Below are 19,928 nucleotides of genomic sequence, written 5' to 3' on the forward strand. Positions count from 1 at the left end.
CTGTTTTTGCCGGCGTGTTAAATACACAAACCCATCAGGCAGCTGCCTTTTTTACTTTTTATAGTTTACCACACTTCCATTATAAAATGAAGCGATTTGTTTTTCGGCAGTTTTACTCAGAAAATCCAGTAAAATTAGGCTTTTTCGCTATTGACAATTTGAATCGCGTGAGTATAATCTAATTTAGATGATACCGCAATGCGAAACATGGTTCCGCATTATGAAACTCGGTATTAAAACTCAATATGACTTGATTATTGACTAAAACTGAATTTCCTAAATTTATAAAAACAAAAGGAGACAGGAATCATGAACGAAGTTTTAGAGAAGATCCAGAAAATTGGTATCGTTCCGGTTGTAGTTCTGGACGATGCAAAGGACGCAGCACCGCTTGCAAAGGCACTTTGCGAGGGCGGTCTTCCGTGCGCTGAGGTTACATTCCGTACAGCAGCTGCTGAAGAGTCCATCCGTATTATGGCAAAAGAGTTCCCGGAGATGTTAGTCGGAGCTGGTACTGTTCTTACAACAGAGCAGGTTGACCGTGCAGTAAACGCCGGCGCAAAATTCATCGTAAGCCCGGGCTTAAATCCGGAAGTTGTTAAATACTGTGTAAATAAAGGAATTCCGGTAACTCCGGGTACTTCCAACCCGAGCGACGTTGAGATGGCTATCTCCCTTGGTCTTGATGTTGTTAAATTCTTCCCGGCTGAGGCTGCTGGCGGAATCAACATGATCAAAGCTATGGCAGCTCCGTACACACAGATGAAGTTCATGCCGACAGGCGGAATCAACGCTAAGAACATCAACTCCTACCTTGCATTTGACAAGATCCTTGCTTGCGGCGGAAGCTGGATGGTTAAGAAAGACCTCGTAGCTGCCGGTGAGTTCGATAAGATCCGCGACCTCACAAAGGAAGCTGTTCAGACAATGCTCGGCTTTGAGCTTGCTCACATCGGAATCAACTGCGACAACGAAGCTGAAGCTGAAAAGACTGCTGATGCATTTGACGGTCTGTTCGGATTCACAAAGAAAGTTGGCAACAGCTCTGTATTCGCAGGAAAAGCTGTTGAGGCTATGAAGTCCAAAGGACTTGGCGCAAAGGGTCACATCGCTGTTGCTACAAACTCTGTAGTAAGAGCAAAGAACTACCTTGAGATGATGGGCTACAAGTTCAACGAAGAGTCCGCTAAGTTCAAAGGCGACAAGATGACAGCAATCTATCTCGCAGACGAGATCGGCGGCTTCGCAGTACATCTGGTACAGAAATAAGCTTCATCTTCCGTTATAAAAATCGTAATTTATACCGCGTAACCAGGGACTCTGCTAACCGCTTTCCCTGCTCCGCGCGGTCCATGACTATAAATCATATTAATTTTAAGGAGAATCCTCATGTCCAAGAGAGTTATTACATTTGGTGAAATCATGCTCCGTCTCGCTCCGGAGGGATACTATCGTTTCGTTCAGGCTAACAACTTTGGCGCAACATACGGCGGCGGCGAGGCTAACGTAGCTGTTTCCCTTGCAAACTACGGTTTTGATGCAGCATTCGTTACAAAGCTTCCGAAGCACGAGATCGGCCAGGCAGCTGTAAACGAGTTAAGAAGATACGGCGTTGATACTTCCACTATCACCCGCGGCGGCGACCGTGTAGGTATCTACTTCCTTGAGAAGGGTGCTTCCCAGAGACCGTCCAAGGTTATCTACGACCGTGCACATTCCGCAATCTCCGAGGCAACTCCGGAAGATTTCGACTGGGCTAAGATCTTCGAGGGCGCTGACTGGTTCCACTTCACAGGTATCACACCGGCATTAAACGACACTGTTGCTGCTATCTGCCTTGAAGCATGTAAGAAAGCAAAAGAACTCGGCATCACTGTTTCCTGCGACTTAAACTACAGAAACAAACTCTGGACAAAGGCAAAAGCAGGCGAGGTTATGGGCGAGCTCTGCAAATATGTTGATGTCTGCATCGCAAACGAAGAGGATGCTTCCGATGTATTCGGTATCAAAGCTTCCAACACAGACGTTACAAAGGGCGCTGTAAACCACGAGGGCTACAAGGACGTTGCAAAACAGCTTGCTGACCGTTTCGGTTTCCAGAAGGTTGCTATTACGCTTCGTGAGTCCATCTCCGCTAACGACAACAACTGGTCCGCTATGTTATACGATGGCAAGGACTACTACTTCAGCAAGAAGTACGCTATGCACATCGTTGACCGTGTAGGCGGCGGCGACAGCTTCGGCGGCGGACTGATCTACGCTTGCTTAAGCGACATGGATGCTCAGAGCATCATCGAGTTCGCAGTAGCTGCATCCTGCTTAAAGCACTCCATCGAAGGCGACATGAACATGGTTTCCGTAGACGAAGTTAAGAAATTAGCTGGCGGCGACGGATCCGGACGTGTACAGAGATAATCAAAATCTTTGATCCTGCATCACCTGTATATCGGGTGATGCGATCATGAAATAGTTGCCCAATTTGCCAATAAGGGCAAGTTTATTCCTCAATATATACCATAAAAATAAGGACCTCAGCGGCTGCCAATCGCTGAGGTCCTTGTTTTTTATCTGTTATGAAATTTCCTGACCGTTTCCGGTGCACCGCAGAGCCGCCATGGCCGGATAAGTCCTCTTTAGGTTACTGAATTTCTCTCACCAGGCAATACTGCTTCAGTCCCATGCCTTTCTCCACGATCCCGAACACCTTAAATCCGAAATGCGCGTAGAACGCCACATTCTTCTCATTGTGCGTCTCCAACGAGATCATCATCCGGTGCTCTCCGGCATACCGGATCGCATCATCCATCAGTTTTTCCGCAACCCCGTGATGCTGTACACTCGGACTCACCGCAAGGTAGATGATATGTAAGCGGTTTTCCTGGTGAAGCTGGGCCGTCCAATGGGAGTTTAAGTAGTCGCGGCCCTTGATAAAGTTCCAGAGCGTCTTTAAGCTCTTGTCCTCCTTGATCAGATACTCATCTGTCTTTAAGGACGCCCACGCTTCTGTAAGGTAAAAGCGGACCGGATCATATTCCTCCGCCTCATCGGAGACGACCAGGAGTCCGTTTAACTCCGGGCTGTCCGCAAAAATTTCACATGTCTCATAAAACTCGTTCAGATCACACTCAAAAAGTTCCGGCATCAGCCGCTTTCTCGTCTCGGCATCCGGGATCAGAGTCTCATAAAGCGGGTCTCTGGCAAAACATTCTACCAGCATTTTCTGGAGCCGGGGCAGATCTTCTCTCTGTACCCGGTACAATATCTGGCTGTCCATAACTAAAAATCCAACACCTCTTTCGCTTTTTTTAACCCGTCCGTCAGGGTATCCACGGCCTGGGTCATATATCTTATGTCATCGTCAAAGCAGGCAAGCTGCTCTTCCTCCATTTTTTTCAGTGCATAAAGCTCTTCCGACACGTCATGTCCGCCCTCGGCGATCTTCTTTTTAAGGCTCTTGACCTCCTTCGAGAGATCCACATGATGGACGATCCGTCCGGCTCCCCACTGCAGCCGGTCTTTTCCCTGGTTCAGGACATATTCCGTAAAATAGTGATATACTTCATCGTCAAACTGAAACGCATACTGATTGTTGTCCACCAGGTACAAGGCGTCAAGAGCCCCTCTGACGTCCTTATTTTCCAGACTGCGCACTGCATCGCCGATATGGCGCAGATTGCTCTGGGCGGCCTCGTGGGGGAACAGGACCTCATCGTGCCAGTTGAGACGGACAAAATAGTCCTGGCATTTGCGGAACAAATACAGGAGCTGCCTCTGAAGCGCAGCATATTTTGTATTTTCCGGACCGGACAGCTCTCTTTTCTCCGCTTCCGGCATACTGCCGAAAGCAGCTTTGCCGCTCCATCCGGCACTCTTTTCTCCGGTTTCCACATTCCGCAAATTGCATTCATTGTCCCGGGAGATCTCATTAATCTCTTTCACTCTTTTATATACCGCATCCGCGATCTTCTTCGCCTCTGCCGTCCGCTCCAGCAGGATCCTGATGCCCTTTTCATCTTCCCGGCCAGTAACCGGTCTGACGCTCTCCTGGAGCGCCTGAAGCGTCCGTCCGACATTCACCGGAGCTACTTTTACCCGGTCAAACGCCATGACGAGAAGTCCGTAGAGCTCATGGTGAAACTGAAATACATCCGCATTATAATACTCGTCATTATCAAACTGGGAGTGGTAATGTGTCTCCATGAACTCCGCACTGCTAAATTCATTCACCATCGACGGGATTCCTGAGATCGCGACGGAAAAATCATCCGACCAGGTCTCGATCGGGCACTGGACGCCGAGACCTTCCGGGTAGACCTTTTTTGCGTCCACCGGAAACTCTTTTACAAATTCCTTCAGAAAATTCTCATATTCATAGGTAGACCGGATCGCATCCCACGGATTATGCGCATAGGCCGGAAGCTCAAAATTCAGGTCCACGATCACCTTTCCCTGCCATTCCGGCCGGATCTTAAAGACCTGCTGCCATGCCCCCGTCGACCAGTCGTACTTGGAGTTTTCAATTCCCCACTCTTCCGCCGCCATACAGCAGAATACGATGGTCTTTTCCGGCTGATAGCCGATCCTTAACAGCGTCCTTGCGATCCCGAACATCAGCGCGATCGCACAGTTGTCATCCTGGAATCCGTCAAAATAGGAATCATAGTGGCCGCTGAGCAGGATCATATCGTCCGACTTTCCCGGGATCGTTCCCCATACATTGTAGGCAGGCATATCTTCCTTCACGACAGACTTTGCATCAAACTGCACTGTAATCCGCGGAGTCTCTTTTAACGCAGTCTTCAGGATCTCCGCATCTTTCTTTGACATGGAAAATGCCGGGGCATCCTTTGGGCCCGCGATATCCTGGGCATTGAGCGCCTCGCTGTCGATCTCCGCATAACCGTTATCCTGAACTGCGATCACCGCCGCTGCACCCTTTAAATGAGCCTGATAGACCGGATAGTTGATCCACCACTCATCTCTCTGGTTGATGTCCACCATCACAAGACATCCCGTCACATCCACGCCGTCGTAGTCCGCTTCCTTTCCGCGGCCTGCGTAGACCAGTGGATATTCCTTCCATCCATCCGTCACAAACTCCGTCTGATAGGCACCGAGCTGGAATTCATGTTCCTTTCCATCCCGGTCCGCAAAACGCAGGACTGCCTTCTCGAACTCCCAGGAATCCAGGCAGAGTTCATCTTTATGGATATCTGAAAGCCCGATCCGCTCCATTTCCTCTTTCAGAAATTCCCCGGTATCAAATTCCGCTTTCGATCCCGCTGTACGGTAACCAAGGACCGGATTACTCTTAAACTCCTCCATCTTTTTCGCCAGATGGTAGGAATAACCGATATCCACCGCTTTTAAATATGCTTCTTCGATCTTCCTTCTGTCGCTCTCCACAGCTGTCATCCTCCTCATCCCGCGCAATCACAAACTCCGCCGCATCCTGCGCACTATTCCCAGTGACGCGAACACGCCGGAGTCTGATCCCGTAACAGAACCGTTACTTTTATTTAGTTTTCAGTCTTGTTCTCAGCTTCGGCTTCTTCCTGTGCTCCGGCTCTCTCGCTGTCCGCCTTCACTTCCACCTGAGTTGCCTGGACCTCTTCCGGTGTGCCTGCCTGTGCAGCCGCTTCCGGATTCGGCACGGTACGCTTTGTGATCGGCATCTGAAGGTTTACGCCGAACGGGTTTACAACAACGCCCTTTGCCTCTTTTACGAGGATGCTCGGGATCTTGTTCGCTGTAACCGCGATCGCCTTAAACTGGTTTTTCGCATTGAATTTGCCGAACTCGATGATATCTGTAAAGATCGGCTGGTACGCATCGCCGTTTTTCTGTTTTAATAACGGAACGCCGCTGCCTTCCTGGAATGCGGTAATGTAGGTTCCCTTGGTGAAGTCCGCAAGGATCTCCTCCTGCATTTCCTTTAATTCTTCCGGCATCGTCTCAAATTTCTGTCTGCGGAGCTCCTGCATGAAGTACAGGGCCGTCAGATGAAGGCTCGGATTCTCGATCCATGTCTTCTTCTCGTCTTCCGGAGTATCCGGCTTATTCTGGCCAGGACGGCTTACAAGTTCCGGAAGCTGGATCCGGCATTCGCTATCCATGTACTGGTCCACCATCAGGCAGTTCACGCCCATCGTGTAAAGGTTTCCGTAGAAGTGGAGCATCTGGTTCGCATCCACTTTTGCGATCTGTACCGGGATCTTTTCTTCAACCAGGCGCTTACCTTCGCGCTTAACATCTTCCTCCGTGAAGTAGATCAGGACTTCATCATCAAATGTCTCCTTGTCGCATACCACATACGGCATTCTTGTGCACAGAGACATGATCACATAGATCTCCTTCGCGTTTCTTAACTGATTTAAAACCTGCTGTTTATCCATTTTTGTTTTCCCTTCCGGTGTTTTCATTCCTGCTGTTTATCCCAACAGTTTTCTATTATTTTTTCGAATTCCAGATGCGCAGGATCCGCTTTCTCAGTTCAAACCCCACTCACTCTCTCATACTCTGCAAATTTCCCTAGTTACAGCAGATGATCGGAATTCCCTTATACGCATTCTCATAGACCTGCGCTGCTACTTTCGGCGGCAGATTGATGCAGCCATGAGAACCATTTGTCTGGTAGATCGTACCGCCGAACTTGCTTCTCCAGTTCGCATCATGAAGTCCGATCCCGCCGTTGAACGGCATCCAGTATTTTACAGGAGTCGCGTAATCTTCTCCCTTTAATACGCGGTCTGTCTGCTTATAATACAGCTCAAACAGTCCCGGAGGCGTCGTATAATTCTTTGACACGTTTCCGGATACGAACGGGCTGTCGATGATCACTTTTCCGTCCTTATAGAAATAGAGATGCTGGGTCGCAAGATCCACCTCGATATAGGTCTGTCCGAAGTCATATCCGTCGTGGGTCGCACCGCGGCTCTCGTAGATCGGTTCCCGCTCGGTCGTCTGGCATGCTTTCACAGCCGCTACCAGCGCATCCGTCTCTGCAGCCTGATTGATCTTCCAGCCGTATTTTCCATATACGACAACATCGCGGCCGGATGTCGTCTTATATTTGTGGTTTCCGTAAGTGTCATACTTATCCGCTAAAGATTTCACATATGCAGCGGCTTTCTCACGGTCCACCTGAATCTCATTTCCATTTGTCCCGGTCACCCATTTTGCCAGCTCCATACCGTCCAGAGTCTCTTTCTTTGAACCGAAATCATAAGTGATCTTGATGTCCTTATACGCATTTAAGGTCGCACAGAGCTGTACCAGGGCTGCGTCATCTGACTTCACCGTGACTTTTTTGTAGCAGTCATGATCTGTCAGTTTGATCTGCTTTTTCTGGTTTAAAAGCGCATCCTTGACAGCTGCTTTCAGCTTGTCCATATCAAGCTCATTTCCCTGAACTTCCGGAACGATCGTAAACGGTTTTCCTTCCTCATAAGCAGAGATATACGCATTCGAGGTCGGTGTTGCCGCCGTTACACAGTGCAGATTTGCAAGCGCTGCGGCAAGCTTCTCATCGTCGACCGTCGCCTTCACAGTCACGGTATAACTCTGGTCAGAGCCCGGTCCTGTCTTTCTTCCTGCGTCATTCTGCTCCTTTAAAATATCATCAACGCTGCCGGTGACATCCAGATGATATCCAACATCTGTTCCCTTTAAGGTCTCCAGATTTCCGTCCGCGTCCTGTATTTTAATCTCGTAATGCTCGTTGAAGTAGCCTTCAAGATAGCCTTTCGCCTGTGTCGCTGTCTGCTTTGACACATCTACCGCATTGATCGTTGTGCCGCGCACAAACTTGGCCGTGTCCGTATCAACAACAGCCGCCATTGCAGGAAACGCTGTTCCCACCGCCAGCATACCGATCACAGCGCCGATCGGAAGAAGCATTCTTAATTTTTTCATGTTTCTGTCCTGCCTTTATTATTTTTACAATTGGGCTTATGCATCTTTTCGGATAAAAGCGCTTATGCAAGCAAGCTTGCTTGAGCATCCTGCAACGGGGCGGATTGCTCTCTTCTTGAATGCCTGCGGCCTTCAAGAAGCTCCGGGCGTCGCCCTTATGCAGATTTTCACCCAGAATTGCTTATGCAAGCAAGCTTGCAACACAATTCCGGGTAAAAATCTGCGCAATCCCAACTGTTACCATCTATTGTAGCTAACCAATAAGAGGGTGTCAAGGTGATTATTTCTTGCTTTTTCCTTGCTTTTCTACGGCAAAAGTGCGGCTCTAAAGTTCATTCCGTATTGCAGAACAAATCCCTGGATTTCCTGTTCCGCAAAAACGAAACGCAGGTCCGTCCATATAGGACAAACCTGCGCTGTTTCGATCAGAATATAACAATTCCGTACCTTTTTCTGACATTCTTATGTAACTGCGAGAGTACTGAACAGTTACGATCTTATTTCTCGATGATACTTTCCACTACATCCGTTCCTGCGCAGAGAAGTGCCAGGAGCAGTGTCTGCTGGCAGCCCTTATAAGCTCCCTCGACTTTAAACTGCTCAGACAGCATATGCGCATGGATATCGTAATCTGCGCCCATTCCGAGGCAGACGGCCGGAAGTCCTGCTTCCAGTGCACGGTTGCAGTTTGTAGAACCGCCGTTTCCGAGCTTCGGCTCCGCACATCCAAGGTACTCTGCTGCCGCCATCGCGCCCTCTACGATCGGTGCATGCGGATCCTGGTGGCCGGCATTGACATCACAGATATGTTTTACGTCATATGTGATGGTGTCCATACCCCAGCGCTCGGTCTCCTCTTTGCATGCCTCATCGATTGCATCAAAGATCTTCTTGCGAAGTTTCTCGAGTTCTTCCTGGGAGTTGGAGCGGAAGTTGAAGCGGATCTGTGCGACCGGAACGATCGCATGGACAGCCTCAAAGCTGCCTGCCTGCATCGTTGTAACCGCAAACGTGGTCATCGGCTCCTTCGGAACCTGGATCTCAGCGATCTTTGCGATCGCGCGTCCTGCCGCATGGATCGGGTTCGCAACCTTTGCAAAAGCTCCGCATGCATGTCCGCCGACGCCATGGAAATTGATCTCATATGTCTGGATTCCGGTTGCCTCGTAGGTGATCTCCTCAAATCCCGGTCCGTCAACGGAGATGCTGGCATCCAGCTCCGGATGATGGTTTACATAATATTGCATTCCCTTTAAAGCGCCGGTTCCTTCCTCCTGGACAGTTCCGACGAACTGGATATCTCCCTTTGTCTGGATTCCGGCTGCGTTCAGCGCACGGATTGTTGAGAGGACCGTCGCACATCCTCTTGTGTCATCCACGATGCCCGGGCACTTGATAAAACCGTCTTCACGGACGATCTCAAGCTTCGTGTCAAGCGGGAATACCGTATCCATGTGGCCTTCCACAAGGACTGTCTTTCCGCCGCCGGTACCTTTCCGGATACCAACGCAGTTGCCGTACTCGTCGATATGGCAGTCGGTGAGTCCTTCTTCCTTAAACATCTCAAGAAGTCTCGCAGCTTTCTTCTGCTCATGGTTTGTCGGCGCCGGGATCAGTGTCAGCTCGATCTGTTTGTCGATCACGGTATCCTGGTCCTCTTCCATGAACTGTAACGCTTTCTGGACCTTTGCATCCTTTGTCAGGGTGTCAAATTTCTTCTGAACCTTTTCGGAAACTTTGTATTCCATATCTGTGTTCCTCCATTTTTTGAATGTCCTGCCGTGTGCACACACGGGCAGTCGTTCTATGCTGTCTGCCAGTGTACCACAAAAAGCTCCGCATGCGTATTTTTTATACGTACAAAAGTTTTCTTCACGCGCACACGCAGGTGAACAGGCAGGTCTGTCACTTTTCACCCTGACAGACCTGTTTTCCTTCGTATTCTTATTCTAATGCCATTCTGCAATTCTGCGAATCCCGGACATCAGAACTACAGGCGAACCACCATCTCATCGATCGGCATTCTATCTGCGTGAAGTCTTGACGGATGTGCCGTCTCCGCCGGATAACCGAGCGGGAGCATCGCTGTCGCAACGAGTCCCTTCATCTCCGAGAATGTCTCATGAAGCTTTTCCTGGCTGAACATGCCGACATAGCAGGTTCCAAGACCGAGATCCGCAGCCTGCAGCATCATCTGGGTCGCTGCGATCGTTGCGTCGATCTCGCCATGATTCTTCATATCGCCCTCACGGTTCCATGCCTTCGCCGGATCATAAGCGACAACCAGGATCACCGGCGGGTGGAACTTGCACGCGGTGCACTCTTCCGCTTTTTCCAGTGCCTCTTTGCTCTGCATCACGAGAATTCGCTGCGGCTGAAGGTTATGAGCCGTCGGTGCATTGTGGCCTGCCTCCAGAACCTTCTCCAGCTTTTCTGCTTCGACCGGACGGTCGCTGAACTTTCTAAGCGAATATCTCTCTGCACATAATTTTTCGAAATCCATTGTTCTCCTCCTGTCAGTTTCTGAACATCTATTTTCCTACTATCTTTGTGCCATTCATTATATCTCATCATTCCCGTTTTGTGAACCCTGAAATGTTCTCTGGATGTTTTTACTATTCCTGTCTTTTTAACAGTCTCCGATACGTCACATCCATCCCGATCGCCCCGAGCGGCGCCGTGATCAGGATCGCGAGAACCGCCACTGAGAGAACAATCTGTCCGCAGGAAAGCCCCATCGCCATCGGAACAGAACCGATCGCCGCCTGGACTGTTGCCTTCGGCAGATACGCGATCACGGTAAACAGGCGCTCTTTCTTGTTCAGCGCGGTTCCCGCCATGCACACGCAGACTCCGGCTGCCCGGAAAATAAGTGCAAGCAGGATCATCACCACAGCCGCGCCTCCTGCAGTCGCCGTATACCGGATATCCACTGCAGCGCCGACCATCACAAACAGGACTACCTCCGCTGCGATCCAGAGTTTTCCAAACTTCTCTGAGAGTCTTCCGGAAACTGATTTCGGACATTTCATTTTGAGGACGCATGCCATGCTGACAACCGCAAGAAGTCCGGAGACGGAGACATACGGTTTTGCCCATGTTTCCACCGCCATCAGGAGAAACGAAAGCCCGAGGACCACAATGACTTTCATGCTGTTTCTCACATAATGTTCCTTCGCATAAGCAGTCTCAAAGAAAAGGCTGAGAAGATACCCGACAGCAGCGCCCAGCAGGATTCCGAGCACAATGGACACCGGAATATTCAAAAACTGCGTAAAATCTGCCGTTCCTCCCTGTGCCATGCCGGCAAATGTGGAAAACAGGACGATCACGAAGATATCGTCGCACGATGCCCCGGCCAGGATCATCTGCGGGATACTCTTTTCCGTTCCATATCTATTTTCCATCAGCTGTACCATCCGCGGCACAACGACCGCCGGGGAAACAGCCGCGAGGACCGCACCCATGACAGCAGACTCAATTCTCGTTATCCCCAGGATCATCGGAGCGCAGAGAAGATATCCACAGATTTCAAAACTCGCCGGTACAAAAGCCATCATGACGGCCGGACGCCCGACTTTCTTCAGATCCGCAAGGTTCAGGGAAAGTCCTGCCTTTAACAGGATGATGATCAGCGCGATCTGGCGAAGTTCCGAGGAGATCGATAAGATCTTATCATCGAGAAGTCCCAGGACATGCGGTCCCAGGATGATGCCGGTAAACAGCATTCCGATAATGCGCGGCAGGTGAAGATATCCGCAGATCGCCGCCGCGGAAAGTCCCACCAGAAAGATCAGTGCAAGTGATGTCAACATAATTTTTCTCCTTTTTTCTGCAAAAACGTGCCTTCCACAATTCTGCTTTTATTTGGGAAACTGTTACTCAAAATTCCATTTTTAAGGTTCCTATCCCATACGAAACGATTGCTCCCAATTTTATTAACGAAAAAATATTTTCCCGAAAAAATGTGCCTTTTTGCGCGGCAGGAAGTTCCATCGGAATTTCCTGCTGCACAAAAAAAGAGCTGACTCTCCTGTGATTTAAGCCCCGCAACACACGCTAAAAAGCGCCGTCCCGGACAGCCCGTCATCACAGAAGTCATCAGCTCATCATAAGCGGTTCTGGTTTCCCATGGGAGAACTTCATTCCCGTCGAAGATTATACAATACCTATCTCCGGTTGTAAATCATATTTTTCAGTTTTTCCTATAGGTGGGTTTTCCCGATGTTTCACATTCCCGATCGCAAGGTCCTACAGGATCTCCCCATATCTTCCGAGGAAACTCTTCATTCTCTCATTGTCAGAGGAGAATACCTTCTCCGGCGTTCCTTCTTCCACGATCACTCCGCCTTCCATGAAGATCACGCGGTGGGAGATATCTCTCGCAAACGCCATCTCGTGGGTGACGATCACCATGGCGATATTTAAATCTGCCAGGGAACGGATCACCTTCAGCACCTCCGCCGTCAGCTCCGGATCGAGCGCAGAGGTCGGCTCATCGAAGAACAGGATCTTCGGGTTCAGCGCCAGGGCTCTTGCGATCGCCACACGCTGGCACTGTCCGCCGGACAGCTGGCACGGATAATAATCTTCTTTGTCCGACAGACCCATCTTCTTTAAAAGCTCTCTCGCTTCCTTATATACAGTCTCCTTATCGCGCTTCTGAACATGGATCGGTGCGTCCGTGATGTTCTTTAAGACCGAATAATGCGGGAACAGGTTAAAGTTCTGGAATACGAGGCCATACTGGCTCCGGATCTCCTTCATTTCCTTTTTGTCCGCATAAACGACACGTCCGTCCTTGTCTGTCCATGCAGCCTTTTTCCCAAGATAGACGATCTCGCCGCCATCCATTTTTTCTAACATCGTCGCACAGCGAAGCAGCGTTGATTTTCCGGATCCGGATGGTCCGATGATGGATACGATCTCGCCCTCACCGATGCTGATGGAGATATCTTTCAGCACGGATAAATTTTCAAATGATTTTTCCACATGATTTAATTCTAACAGATTCATGATCCGAACACCTCCATCCTACCGGTAATAATCCAGTTTCTTCTCGATCCACTCCATAACGACCGCCACGATCAGGTTGAACACATAATAGAAGATTCCGGCTGCCACAAACGGGATCATGTTTGTCTGGGAAGCCGCCAGCGCCTTCGCGATCGAGAACATCTCGGCAACGCTCAGCGTGAACGCCAGAGAAGTATCCTTCACAAGTGTGATAACCTCATTCGTGATCGACGGCAGGATCCGCTTGATGACCTGCGGCAGAATGATCTTGAAAAATGTCTGTGCTTTATTGTAGCCCAGGATCTGTGCTGCCTCATACTGTCCCACCGGCATGGACTGGATGCCGCTGCGGTAGATTTCCGCAAAATACGCGGCGTAGTTGATCACAAAGCCGATGAATGTCGCTGTCAGACGATAGCTGCTCCCGACTTTGATATGGAACAGATAGTATGGTCCGAAATAAACGACCATCAGCTGCAGCATTAACGGAGTTCCACGCATGATCGAGATATAAAATTTTACGATCATGCTGATCACGCGGTTTTTCGACATGCGCCCGAACGCTACAACAAGTCCGAGCGGCAGGGAGAACAGCAGCGTGATCACAAAGATCTGCGTACTGATCAGCATACCGCTTCCGAGCTGAGCGATCATCTGCCCGATTGTCATTTTACCCATACGATCTTACCTGCTTTCCTTCATGGTTTCACGGTCCATATCATCTGACCGTGCTTTTGTAAAGTTTCTTTTTAAACAAGACAAATTACGGGAACTGTCAACCGGTTCCCGTAATCTGAGTCCTGCATTCATTTTATATGATATTGACATATGTGTCAAATATCATTTATTTATGCGAACAACGAGCCAAAGTCCGCGCTTACGCGGGACCTTGGCGACTGTCGCGATAACAAGGGGAAACTCGCAAAGCGTGTTTTTACTTGTTTCCGATCGTTGTAACGTCCTCACCGAACCACTCATCAGAGATCTTTGCAAGTGTTCCGTCTGCTGCCATCTCCTCTAAAGTTGCCTGAACCTTGTCTCTTAACTCTGTGTTGCCTTTCTTGAAGCCAACACCGTACTCTTCCTCGGAAAGGGAATCGTCAAGGATCTTGAAATCTGCGTTTCTCTGTTTGATCTGATATCCTGCAACGATAACGTCCATCGCTACGGCATCAACAGCGCCCTGTTCCAGATCCATGAACGCTGTGTTGTAATCAGCAGTTGTTAAAAGCTGTCCGAAGGTGTTTGTGAGGTCCGGATTTTCCTTTAATGCTGTCTCAGCGGAAGAATCTGCCTGTACCTCCACATTCTTTCCGGCGAGATCAGCCTGGCTCTTGATATCAGAATCGTTTGCTACAATGAATACCTGCTTGTTTGCCATATACGGCTCAGTCCATGTGTAATCATCCTCACGGCCTGTAATCGTAAATCCGTTCCAGATGCAGTCGATATTTCCGGACTCAAGCTCCATATCCTTGGAGTCCCAGGCGATCGGCTGTGCCTTGTACTCTAAGCCAAGACGTTTTGCAACTTCCTTTGCAAGGTCAAGGTCGAATCCTGTGTACTCTCCATCATCACCAACGAATCCCATTGGCGGGAAATCCTGGTCAAAACCAACGATCAGTGTGCCGCCTGCTGTCTTTGTCTCCTCTGCTGCGGATGTATCAGCTGCGGTTGTCTCCTCTTTGGACTCAGCAGATGTCTCTGCTGCGGTTGTCTCTGTCTTTGCTCCTCCGCATGCTGCGAGAGAAAGTACCATTGCGGATGCCATAACTGCGCTTAATAATCTTTTCTTCATAATAATTGTCCTCCTCATATCTGCCTGCCCTTGATCAGGCGGTTTCCGTTGACTTTTTTCCTATCCTAAAACCGAATGTCGCGTTTTTGTATTCGATTTTGTTTCTCTGTTTTCATCGTGTTATCATGTTACCATACTAAAGTGTTTTTGTAAAGCTCTTTTTAATGAATTTTTTCAGGGAATGCGGTATACTGTTACAGTACGGGCATTCTTTGTCCACACGTGCAGCCGCTTTTGCCGTCATTTCGCGTTCGAGTCCAGGCGGATCAGCAGCTGCAGACGATTTCTTACTGATTCGAAACTCATTTCAGAAGACATGCAGTCCATTCTGCACCTTTGGCAGACAGTTCGGTATCTGTCCGGGCATCTGTGCAGTCTTCTATTGGCAGTTCGTAACTGCTCAGTACCCTCACAGTTACGAGCAAAAATCCATTTCAAATCGGCTTCGCCGATGGGATTTTTGCCTTCAAGCCTGTGTTTTATTACGGTCAGCGCAGCAAGTGCCCAGACCTACTGAACAGTTACGACAGTTCTTTGTTCACAACAGGAATGGAGGTTTTCTCTTATGTGTACAGCAGCAACTTACAAAACAAAAGGATTTTACTTCGGACGAACCTTAGACTATGAATTTTCCTATGGAGAAGAGATCACGATCACCCCGCGCAATTACCCGATCCCGTTCCGCCATATGGGCACGCACGACTCCCACTATGCGATCATCGGCATGGCACATATCGCCGGGGATTATCCGTTATATTACGATGCCATGAACGAAAAAGGGCTCGGCATGGCCGGACTCAACTTTGTCGGCAATGCGGCATATGCGGATATGAAAGACGGGGTTGAAAATGTCGCCCAGTTCGAATTTATTCCGTGGATCTTAAGCCAGTGCGCGACCGTCAGCGAGGCGAAAGAAAAACTCGCCGTTATGAACCTTGTCGGGACCCCGTTTAATCCCCAGCTGCCGGCGGCCAGCCTTCACTGGATCATCGCAGACAAAGACGAGGCGATCGTTGTCGAGTCCATGAAAGACGGACTCCATGTTCATGACGATCCGGTCGGAGTTCTGACAAACAATCCGCCGTTTGATATGCAGATGTTCCATTTAAATAATTACCTCAGTCTCTCCCCGCACCAGCCGGAGAACCACTTCGCGCCGGATGCACCGCTTTCCACCTACAGCCGCGGCATGGGTGCCCTCGGACTCCCGGGCGATCTCTCCTCCCAGTCCCGCTTTGCGCGTGTGGCGTTTACCCGTGCACACTCTGTCTCCGGTGACAGCGAGGAAGAAAGCGTCAGCCAGTTTTTCCATATTTTAGGGGCTGTGGACCAGCAGCGCGGATGCTGTGAGGTTGCGGAAGGAAAGTATGAGATCACGATCTACACCTCCTGCTGCAGCGCGGAGACCGGAACTTATTACTATACAACTTATGAAAATCATCAGATCACGGCGGTGGATATGAACAAGGAAAATCTTGATTCCGGGAAGCTGATCCGCTACCCGATCATTTTAAAGGGCGAAATTCGAAGACAGAATTAGAGCTCCCAGCTCTCAGCTCTCAGCTCTCAGCTCTCAGCTCTCAGCTCTCAGCTCTCAGCTCTCAGCTCTCAGCTCTCAGCTCTCAGCTCTCAGCTCTCAGCGTGATTTTAGGCGGCCATTGCCAAAATATCAATGCAACAGCATCTGACTGAAGCATTTTTACAAAATCGTCAAATACAAGCCAAGCCACGATCATCCAGCGCTGCTATGTTAGGCTCCGCAAAATTACCGACTTTAGCTTAAAATAATCCATTTTCAGGAGGAATCTTCCATGAATTCTTACGCACTGATCGACCTGCACTGTGACACTCTCACCGACTGCATCCACAAGAACTCCGACCCGGACACTCTGGATGACCCGGGGCGTGTTCTCTCTTTATCCGCGATCCCGGCCGATGTCCACTGGGCACAGTTCTACGCGGTATTCATTCCTGACGAATACCGCGGGCAGGCCGCGATCGATTACTATGAGACGAACCGGGATAACTTCAACCGGCAGATGAAGAAATTCTGTGACCGCGTCGCTCCCTGCCGCACCGCTTCCGATATGAAGGCTGCGTGGAATTCCGGCAAAACCGCAGCATTTTTGACCATCGAAAACGGCTCCGCGCTTGCCGGTGACATCACCCGCGTAAAAAAGCTTGCGGATGATGGCGTCCGCTGCATGACGCTCACCTGGAACGGCGAAAACGAACTCGGTTCCGGTCATACGACTGCACACGGCATGACAGATTTTGGCAGACAGGCTGTCCATGAGATGGAAGACTGCGGAATTCTCGTCGATGTCTCCCACTTAAATGATGCCGGATATGCCGATCTCTTTGAGACCGCCCGCCGTCCGTTCGTCGCGACCCACTCCAACGCCAGAGCTGTCTGCTCGCACAAGAGAAATCTCACGGACGACATGATCCGCGAAATGGTCCGCCGCGGCTGCCTGATCGGTCTCAATTACTGTAAAAGCTTCATCACCGACGGCGGCACTGGCGATTCCCCGGAGGACCTCTATCGCCACATCGAGCACTTTTTCAAGCTCGGTGCATACAAAAATCTCGCACTCGGCTCCGATTTCGATGGCGCGACTCTCCCTACATACCTGAACAGTCCTGAAAAAGCAGCTGCACTGTACGAATATTTCCTTGATCAGGGGATGTCAACAGAACTGGCTGAAGGGATCCTGTTCCGGAATGCGGAGGAGTTTTTCGAGAAGAATCTGTAAAATGTGCAAGACTGAAATGCAGGAGTCTCCTGCATTTCAGTTTTACATATAACACATATAAAATGTTTCTTAAACATTTTCGTTTTCTATTGCAATTCTTATCAGGGTAGCTTACACTATTGCTCACCATCTTCTGAATCCTCTGGTCCTATAATCTTGTATCGCATAAATTTTCTACATTCCTTTTAATTTCTTTTTTATACAATCATTACTTCTAAACATGACATCCGTATTATCTATTTCACTTTATTTATCAAAGTCACTTTATAACATTTCTTTTCTGTTTGACATGTACATGCAAAACAGGTATAATTGAGGTACATAAATATGATAAAAAACTTCGCAGATAAAGAAACTGAAAAAATCTATAATCAGGAATTTTCAAAGAAACTACCACAGTTCATTCAGAGAATTGCTCTGAGAAAACTAATCATGATCGACAATGCTACTTCCCTAGAAGATTTAAGAATTCCTCCTGCCAATCATCTGGAATTGCTTCATGGAAATCGCGAAGGGCAATACAGCATTCGAATTAATGCACAATACCGCATCTGTTTTAGAATTATAGGAAATGATTTTTTTGACCTCGAAATAGTTGATTACCATTCATGATCATCACATAGTTTAAAATGAAAGGAGATCTTTTTATGCCAAACTATATCACAACTCCAACCATCAGCGAAATTTTAATCGAAGAGTTTATGAAACCCTACGGCATTTCCGCCTACCGCCTCGCGCAGGATATCCATGTCCCTGTCTCCAGGATCCAGGACATTCTGCATGACCGCCGTAAGATCACCGCAGATACTTCTCTCCGCCTCGCCAAGTATTTCGGTGTGTCTGACAAATATTTTCTGGATATCCAGACCGATATCGATATCAGAAATCTCAAACTGTCTGAACAGGAAGAACTCGATTCCATTCCCGTCTGCCCGATGATGGTCTGATTTCCAAAACGTTGTTACTCCGGTTTTCAGATTAGCCCGTATATAAAAAAGGGACAGTCCAAAGAGTATACTGTGCTTCATGCGTCAGGTTTTAAAATCTGACTTCTAAGGCAATATCCTCTTCAGGCTGTCCCCTTTTCGTTTCTTCTTAATTATCTCACATAATGGATCCTGCTCTGATCAAACCGATCCTGCTGGGTGCGTTCCTCAGCCGGATAGCCCATTGCGAAGATTCCGAATGCGCGCTGTCCTTCCGGGATCCCGACGATCTCTTCGACCTCTTTCATGCGGTCCTCACGCGGTGCAACACCGAGCCATACGCCGCCGAGTCCGATCTCATCAGCTGCAAGCCACAGGTTCTCCATCGCGATGCTCATGTCGATGTGTGCAAACTCCGGCAATTCGCAGTCCTCGCGATATGCACTCACGATCGCAACCGGTGCGTTTCCTGCCGGACCCGAGAACGGGCTGGATTCTCCAAGCTTCTTTAATACCTCACGGTTCTGGATCACATAGAACTCCCACGGCTGCTGGTTCTTTGCCGACGGGGCTGCCATCGCCGCTTCCAGGATATATCCGATATCCTCACTGGAAACTGCTTCGTCTTTGAATTTTCGAATACTTACACGGTGAAATAAATCTGCCATCTTAAGACCTCATTCCTTTCCTGTTATATCATCGGCATGATTCGCTGCCATGACAGTATCATTCAGACTTTGGGAATCTGAAGACTCCCGCCATGAAAAGCAGCAAATATCCGCCTTTTTTATTTCCGGATTTTATCGATCCTACTTTACCTGTCGCTGATCGCCTCAGCCTTATCCCTCTAATTTCTTGATCTCCAGCGGAAAGCTCACATCTTCGGAATCCATATAGACAACTCCAACCTTCGCACCGCTGTCTCCGCCTAAAGCATCTTCATCCATCGGGCAGCCATCTTTCATAAATCCCATCTCGGTTCCATCCGCTGTCACCATGGTAAATGTGCTCATCGCGTTGGCGGTCGTTGTTCCTTCCGCATATGCGATCGTCCAGTCATCATCGCCCGGAGCCGCGATCACCAGCTCAACATCTTTCAGCTGATCGCTGTCATGAAGTTCCTCTCCGATATATCCGATCGCTACAACACTGTCATCCGCGATCTCCGTCTCCACATCATGGATATTTTCCGTTGCGAGCGTATATTCCGCACCGTCATCAGTCTTTACGGTGAAAGTGCCCTTTTCAGAATCCGTCTTTACGATGACACCCTGAAGGAGATGATAATTCTTCAGTATCTCCGCGTCATCCGATGTCTCACTCTCAGCAGGAGACGTACTTTCTGTCTCCGTACTCTGTTCTGCTGTTGTTTCCACAGTTACCGTGGTCTCTGCCGTATCTGCCTTCTGACAGCCAGCCGCCAGAGCAACGCTCATTCCCAATATGCTCATGTACAAATATGTTTTTTTCATCTTGGTCTCCTCTCTGCAAGCTGCACATTATTATACCATGTTTTGA

Annotated in this window: 18 protein-coding genes and 1 riboswitch; of the genes, 6 read left to right on the forward strand and 12 right to left on the reverse strand. The window is 49.1% G+C overall.

Features of this window, described 5'->3' with window-relative positions; translation table 11 throughout:
* Positions 1-309 precede the first annotated feature (309 nt).
* Complete coding sequence (locus ACXMYH_RS14620; RefSeq protein ID WP_118531547.1) at positions 310-1,269, forward strand: bifunctional 4-hydroxy-2-oxoglutarate aldolase/2-dehydro-3-deoxy-phosphogluconate aldolase; 960 nt, start codon at positions 310-312, stop codon at positions 1,267-1,269.
* 120 nt (positions 1,270-1,389) lie between these two features.
* Complete coding sequence (locus tag ACXMYH_RS14625; protein WP_021905128.1) at positions 1,390-2,415, forward strand: sugar kinase; 1,026 nt, start codon at positions 1,390-1,392, stop codon at positions 2,413-2,415.
* Positions 2,416-2,638: 223 nt separating this feature from the next.
* Here ACXMYH_RS14625 and ACXMYH_RS14630 read toward each other — a convergent pair whose 3' ends face one another.
* The 10 genes from ACXMYH_RS14630 to ACXMYH_RS14675 form a co-directional block, all read right to left on the reverse strand.
* Positions 2,639-3,274 carry a GNAT family N-acetyltransferase gene (locus ACXMYH_RS14630; protein ID WP_117468983.1) on the reverse strand — a complete coding sequence of 212 codons (636 nt, stop codon included), beginning with the start codon at positions 3,272-3,274 and terminating at the stop codon, positions 2,639-2,641.
* A gap of 2 nt (positions 3,275-3,276) precedes the next feature.
* A complete protein-coding gene (locus tag ACXMYH_RS14635) occupies positions 3,277-5,406 on the reverse strand; it encodes a M28 family peptidase (protein ID WP_486555157.1) in 2,130 nt (709 codons plus the stop codon).
* Between the two features lie 113 nt (positions 5,407-5,519).
* Positions 5,520-6,395: an SseB family protein gene (locus ACXMYH_RS14640; RefSeq protein ID WP_118531610.1), complete on the reverse strand. Its 876-nt coding sequence runs from the start codon at positions 6,393-6,395 to the stop codon at positions 5,520-5,522.
* A gap of 136 nt (positions 6,396-6,531) precedes the next feature.
* Entirely contained in the window at positions 6,532-7,914 is a 1,383-nt protein-coding gene (locus tag ACXMYH_RS14645; protein ID WP_118531541.1) for a L,D-transpeptidase family protein, read from the reverse strand.
* Positions 7,915-8,411: 497 nt separating this feature from the next.
* Positions 8,412-9,662 carry a M20/M25/M40 family metallo-hydrolase gene (locus tag ACXMYH_RS14650; protein ID WP_118531539.1) on the reverse strand — a complete coding sequence of 417 codons (1,251 nt, stop codon included), beginning with the start codon at positions 9,660-9,662 and terminating at the stop codon, positions 8,412-8,414.
* A 242-nt stretch (positions 9,663-9,904) separates the two neighbouring features.
* Positions 9,905-10,417 (reverse strand): nitroreductase family protein, encoded by a 513-nt coding sequence (locus ACXMYH_RS14655; protein WP_118531537.1) that lies wholly within the window; start codon positions 10,415-10,417, stop codon positions 9,905-9,907.
* Between the two features lie 112 nt (positions 10,418-10,529).
* Positions 10,530-11,729, reverse strand: a complete 1,200-nt coding sequence (locus tag ACXMYH_RS14660; protein WP_118531535.1) for a cation:proton antiporter — start codon at positions 11,727-11,729, stop codon at positions 10,530-10,532.
* 270 nt (positions 11,730-11,999) lie between these two features.
* A riboswitch (Fluoride riboswitch) is annotated at positions 12,000-12,073 on the reverse strand.
* 92 nt (positions 12,074-12,165) lie between these two features.
* Positions 12,166-12,930 (reverse strand): amino acid ABC transporter ATP-binding protein, encoded by a 765-nt coding sequence (locus ACXMYH_RS14665; RefSeq protein WP_118297335.1) that lies wholly within the window; start codon positions 12,928-12,930, stop codon positions 12,166-12,168.
* Between the two features lie 18 nt (positions 12,931-12,948).
* On the reverse strand, positions 12,949-13,608 hold the full coding sequence (locus ACXMYH_RS14670; RefSeq protein ID WP_118297336.1) for an amino acid ABC transporter permease: 660 nt from the start codon (positions 13,606-13,608) through the stop codon (positions 12,949-12,951).
* 256 nt (positions 13,609-13,864) lie between these two features.
* Positions 13,865-14,728: an amino acid ABC transporter substrate-binding protein gene (locus ACXMYH_RS14675; RefSeq protein ID WP_118531533.1), complete on the reverse strand. Its 864-nt coding sequence runs from the start codon at positions 14,726-14,728 to the stop codon at positions 13,865-13,867.
* 565 nt (positions 14,729-15,293) lie between these two features.
* Between ACXMYH_RS14675 and bsh the strand changes: the two genes are divergently transcribed.
* The 4 genes from bsh to ACXMYH_RS14695 all read left to right on the forward strand — a co-directional run bounded on the left by bsh (position 15,294) and on the right by ACXMYH_RS14695 (position 18,431).
* A complete protein-coding gene (gene bsh / locus ACXMYH_RS14680; protein ID WP_486555158.1) occupies positions 15,294-16,268 on the forward strand; it encodes a choloylglycine hydrolase in 975 nt (324 codons plus the stop codon).
* Positions 16,269-16,539: 271 nt separating this feature from the next.
* Positions 16,540-17,484 carry a dipeptidase gene (locus ACXMYH_RS14685; RefSeq protein WP_486555159.1) on the forward strand — a complete coding sequence of 315 codons (945 nt, stop codon included), beginning with the start codon at positions 16,540-16,542 and terminating at the stop codon, positions 17,482-17,484.
* 327 nt (positions 17,485-17,811) lie between these two features.
* The gene (locus ACXMYH_RS14690; protein ID WP_486555160.1) at positions 17,812-18,096 is read left to right on the forward strand and encodes a type II toxin-antitoxin system RelE/ParE family toxin; all 285 of its coding nucleotides are present in this window, start codon (positions 17,812-17,814) and stop codon (positions 18,094-18,096) included.
* Between the two features lie 35 nt (positions 18,097-18,131).
* A complete protein-coding gene (locus ACXMYH_RS14695) occupies positions 18,132-18,431 on the forward strand; it encodes a HigA family addiction module antitoxin (RefSeq protein ID WP_215703485.1) in 300 nt (99 codons plus the stop codon).
* Positions 18,432-18,583: 152 nt separating this feature from the next.
* Here the strand turns inward: ACXMYH_RS14695 and ACXMYH_RS14700 are convergent, their stop codons facing one another.
* Both ACXMYH_RS14700 and ACXMYH_RS14705 read right to left on the reverse strand, forming a co-directional pair.
* The gene (locus ACXMYH_RS14700; protein ID WP_118531523.1) at positions 18,584-19,078 is read right to left on the reverse strand and encodes a nitroreductase family protein; all 495 of its coding nucleotides are present in this window, start codon (positions 19,076-19,078) and stop codon (positions 18,584-18,586) included.
* Between the two features lie 171 nt (positions 19,079-19,249).
* Entirely contained in the window at positions 19,250-19,882 is a 633-nt protein-coding gene (locus ACXMYH_RS14705) for a hypothetical protein (protein WP_486555161.1), read from the reverse strand.
* Positions 19,883-19,928: the final 46 nt, after the last annotated feature.

It is taken from the genome of Pilosibacter sp. NGB245 (assembly GCF_057397225.1).

Bases quoted from the DNA above. Each gene is read 5' to 3' on its own strand.
- ACXMYH_RS14620 (WP_118531547.1), top strand. From the start codon at position 310: ATGAACGAAGTTTTAGAGAAGATCCAGAAAATTGGTATCGTTCCGGTT.
- ACXMYH_RS14675 (WP_118531533.1), bottom strand. From the start codon at position 14,728: ATGAAGAAAAGATTATTAAGCGCAGTTATGGCATCCGCAATGGTACTT.
- ACXMYH_RS14695 (WP_215703485.1), top strand. From the start codon at position 18,132: ATGCCAAACTATATCACAACTCCAACCATCAGCGAAATTTTAATCGAA.
- ACXMYH_RS14630 (WP_117468983.1), bottom strand. From the start codon at position 3,274: ATGGACAGCCAGATATTGTACCGGGTACAGAGAGAAGATCTGCCCCGG.
- ACXMYH_RS14640 (WP_118531610.1), bottom strand. From the start codon at position 6,395: ATGGATAAACAGCAGGTTTTAAATCAGTTAAGAAACGCGAAGGAGATC.
- bsh (WP_486555158.1), top strand. From the start codon at position 15,294: ATGTGTACAGCAGCAACTTACAAAACAAAAGGATTTTACTTCGGACGA.
- ACXMYH_RS14650 (WP_118531539.1), bottom strand. From the start codon at position 9,662: ATGGAATACAAAGTTTCCGAAAAGGTTCAGAAGAAATTTGACACCCTG.
- ACXMYH_RS14700 (WP_118531523.1), bottom strand. From the start codon at position 19,078: ATGGCAGATTTATTTCACCGTGTAAGTATTCGAAAATTCAAAGACGAA.
- ACXMYH_RS14665 (WP_118297335.1), bottom strand. From the start codon at position 12,930: ATGAATCTGTTAGAATTAAATCATGTGGAAAAATCATTTGAAAATTTA.
- ACXMYH_RS14670 (WP_118297336.1), bottom strand. From the start codon at position 13,608: ATGGGTAAAATGACAATCGGGCAGATGATCGCTCAGCTCGGAAGCGGT.
- ACXMYH_RS14685 (WP_486555159.1), top strand. From the start codon at position 16,540: ATGAATTCTTACGCACTGATCGACCTGCACTGTGACACTCTCACCGAC.
- ACXMYH_RS14660 (WP_118531535.1), bottom strand. From the start codon at position 11,729: ATGTTGACATCACTTGCACTGATCTTTCTGGTGGGACTTTCCGCGGCG.
- ACXMYH_RS14625 (WP_021905128.1), top strand. From the start codon at position 1,390: ATGTCCAAGAGAGTTATTACATTTGGTGAAATCATGCTCCGTCTCGCT.
- ACXMYH_RS14690 (WP_486555160.1), top strand. From the start codon at position 17,812: ATGATAAAAAACTTCGCAGATAAAGAAACTGAAAAAATCTATAATCAG.
- ACXMYH_RS14705 (WP_486555161.1), bottom strand. From the start codon at position 19,882: ATGAAAAAAACATATTTGTACATGAGCATATTGGGAATGAGCGTTGCT.
- ACXMYH_RS14645 (WP_118531541.1), bottom strand. From the start codon at position 7,914: ATGAAAAAATTAAGAATGCTTCTTCCGATCGGCGCTGTGATCGGTATG.
- ACXMYH_RS14655 (WP_118531537.1), bottom strand. From the start codon at position 10,417: ATGGATTTCGAAAAATTATGTGCAGAGAGATATTCGCTTAGAAAGTTC.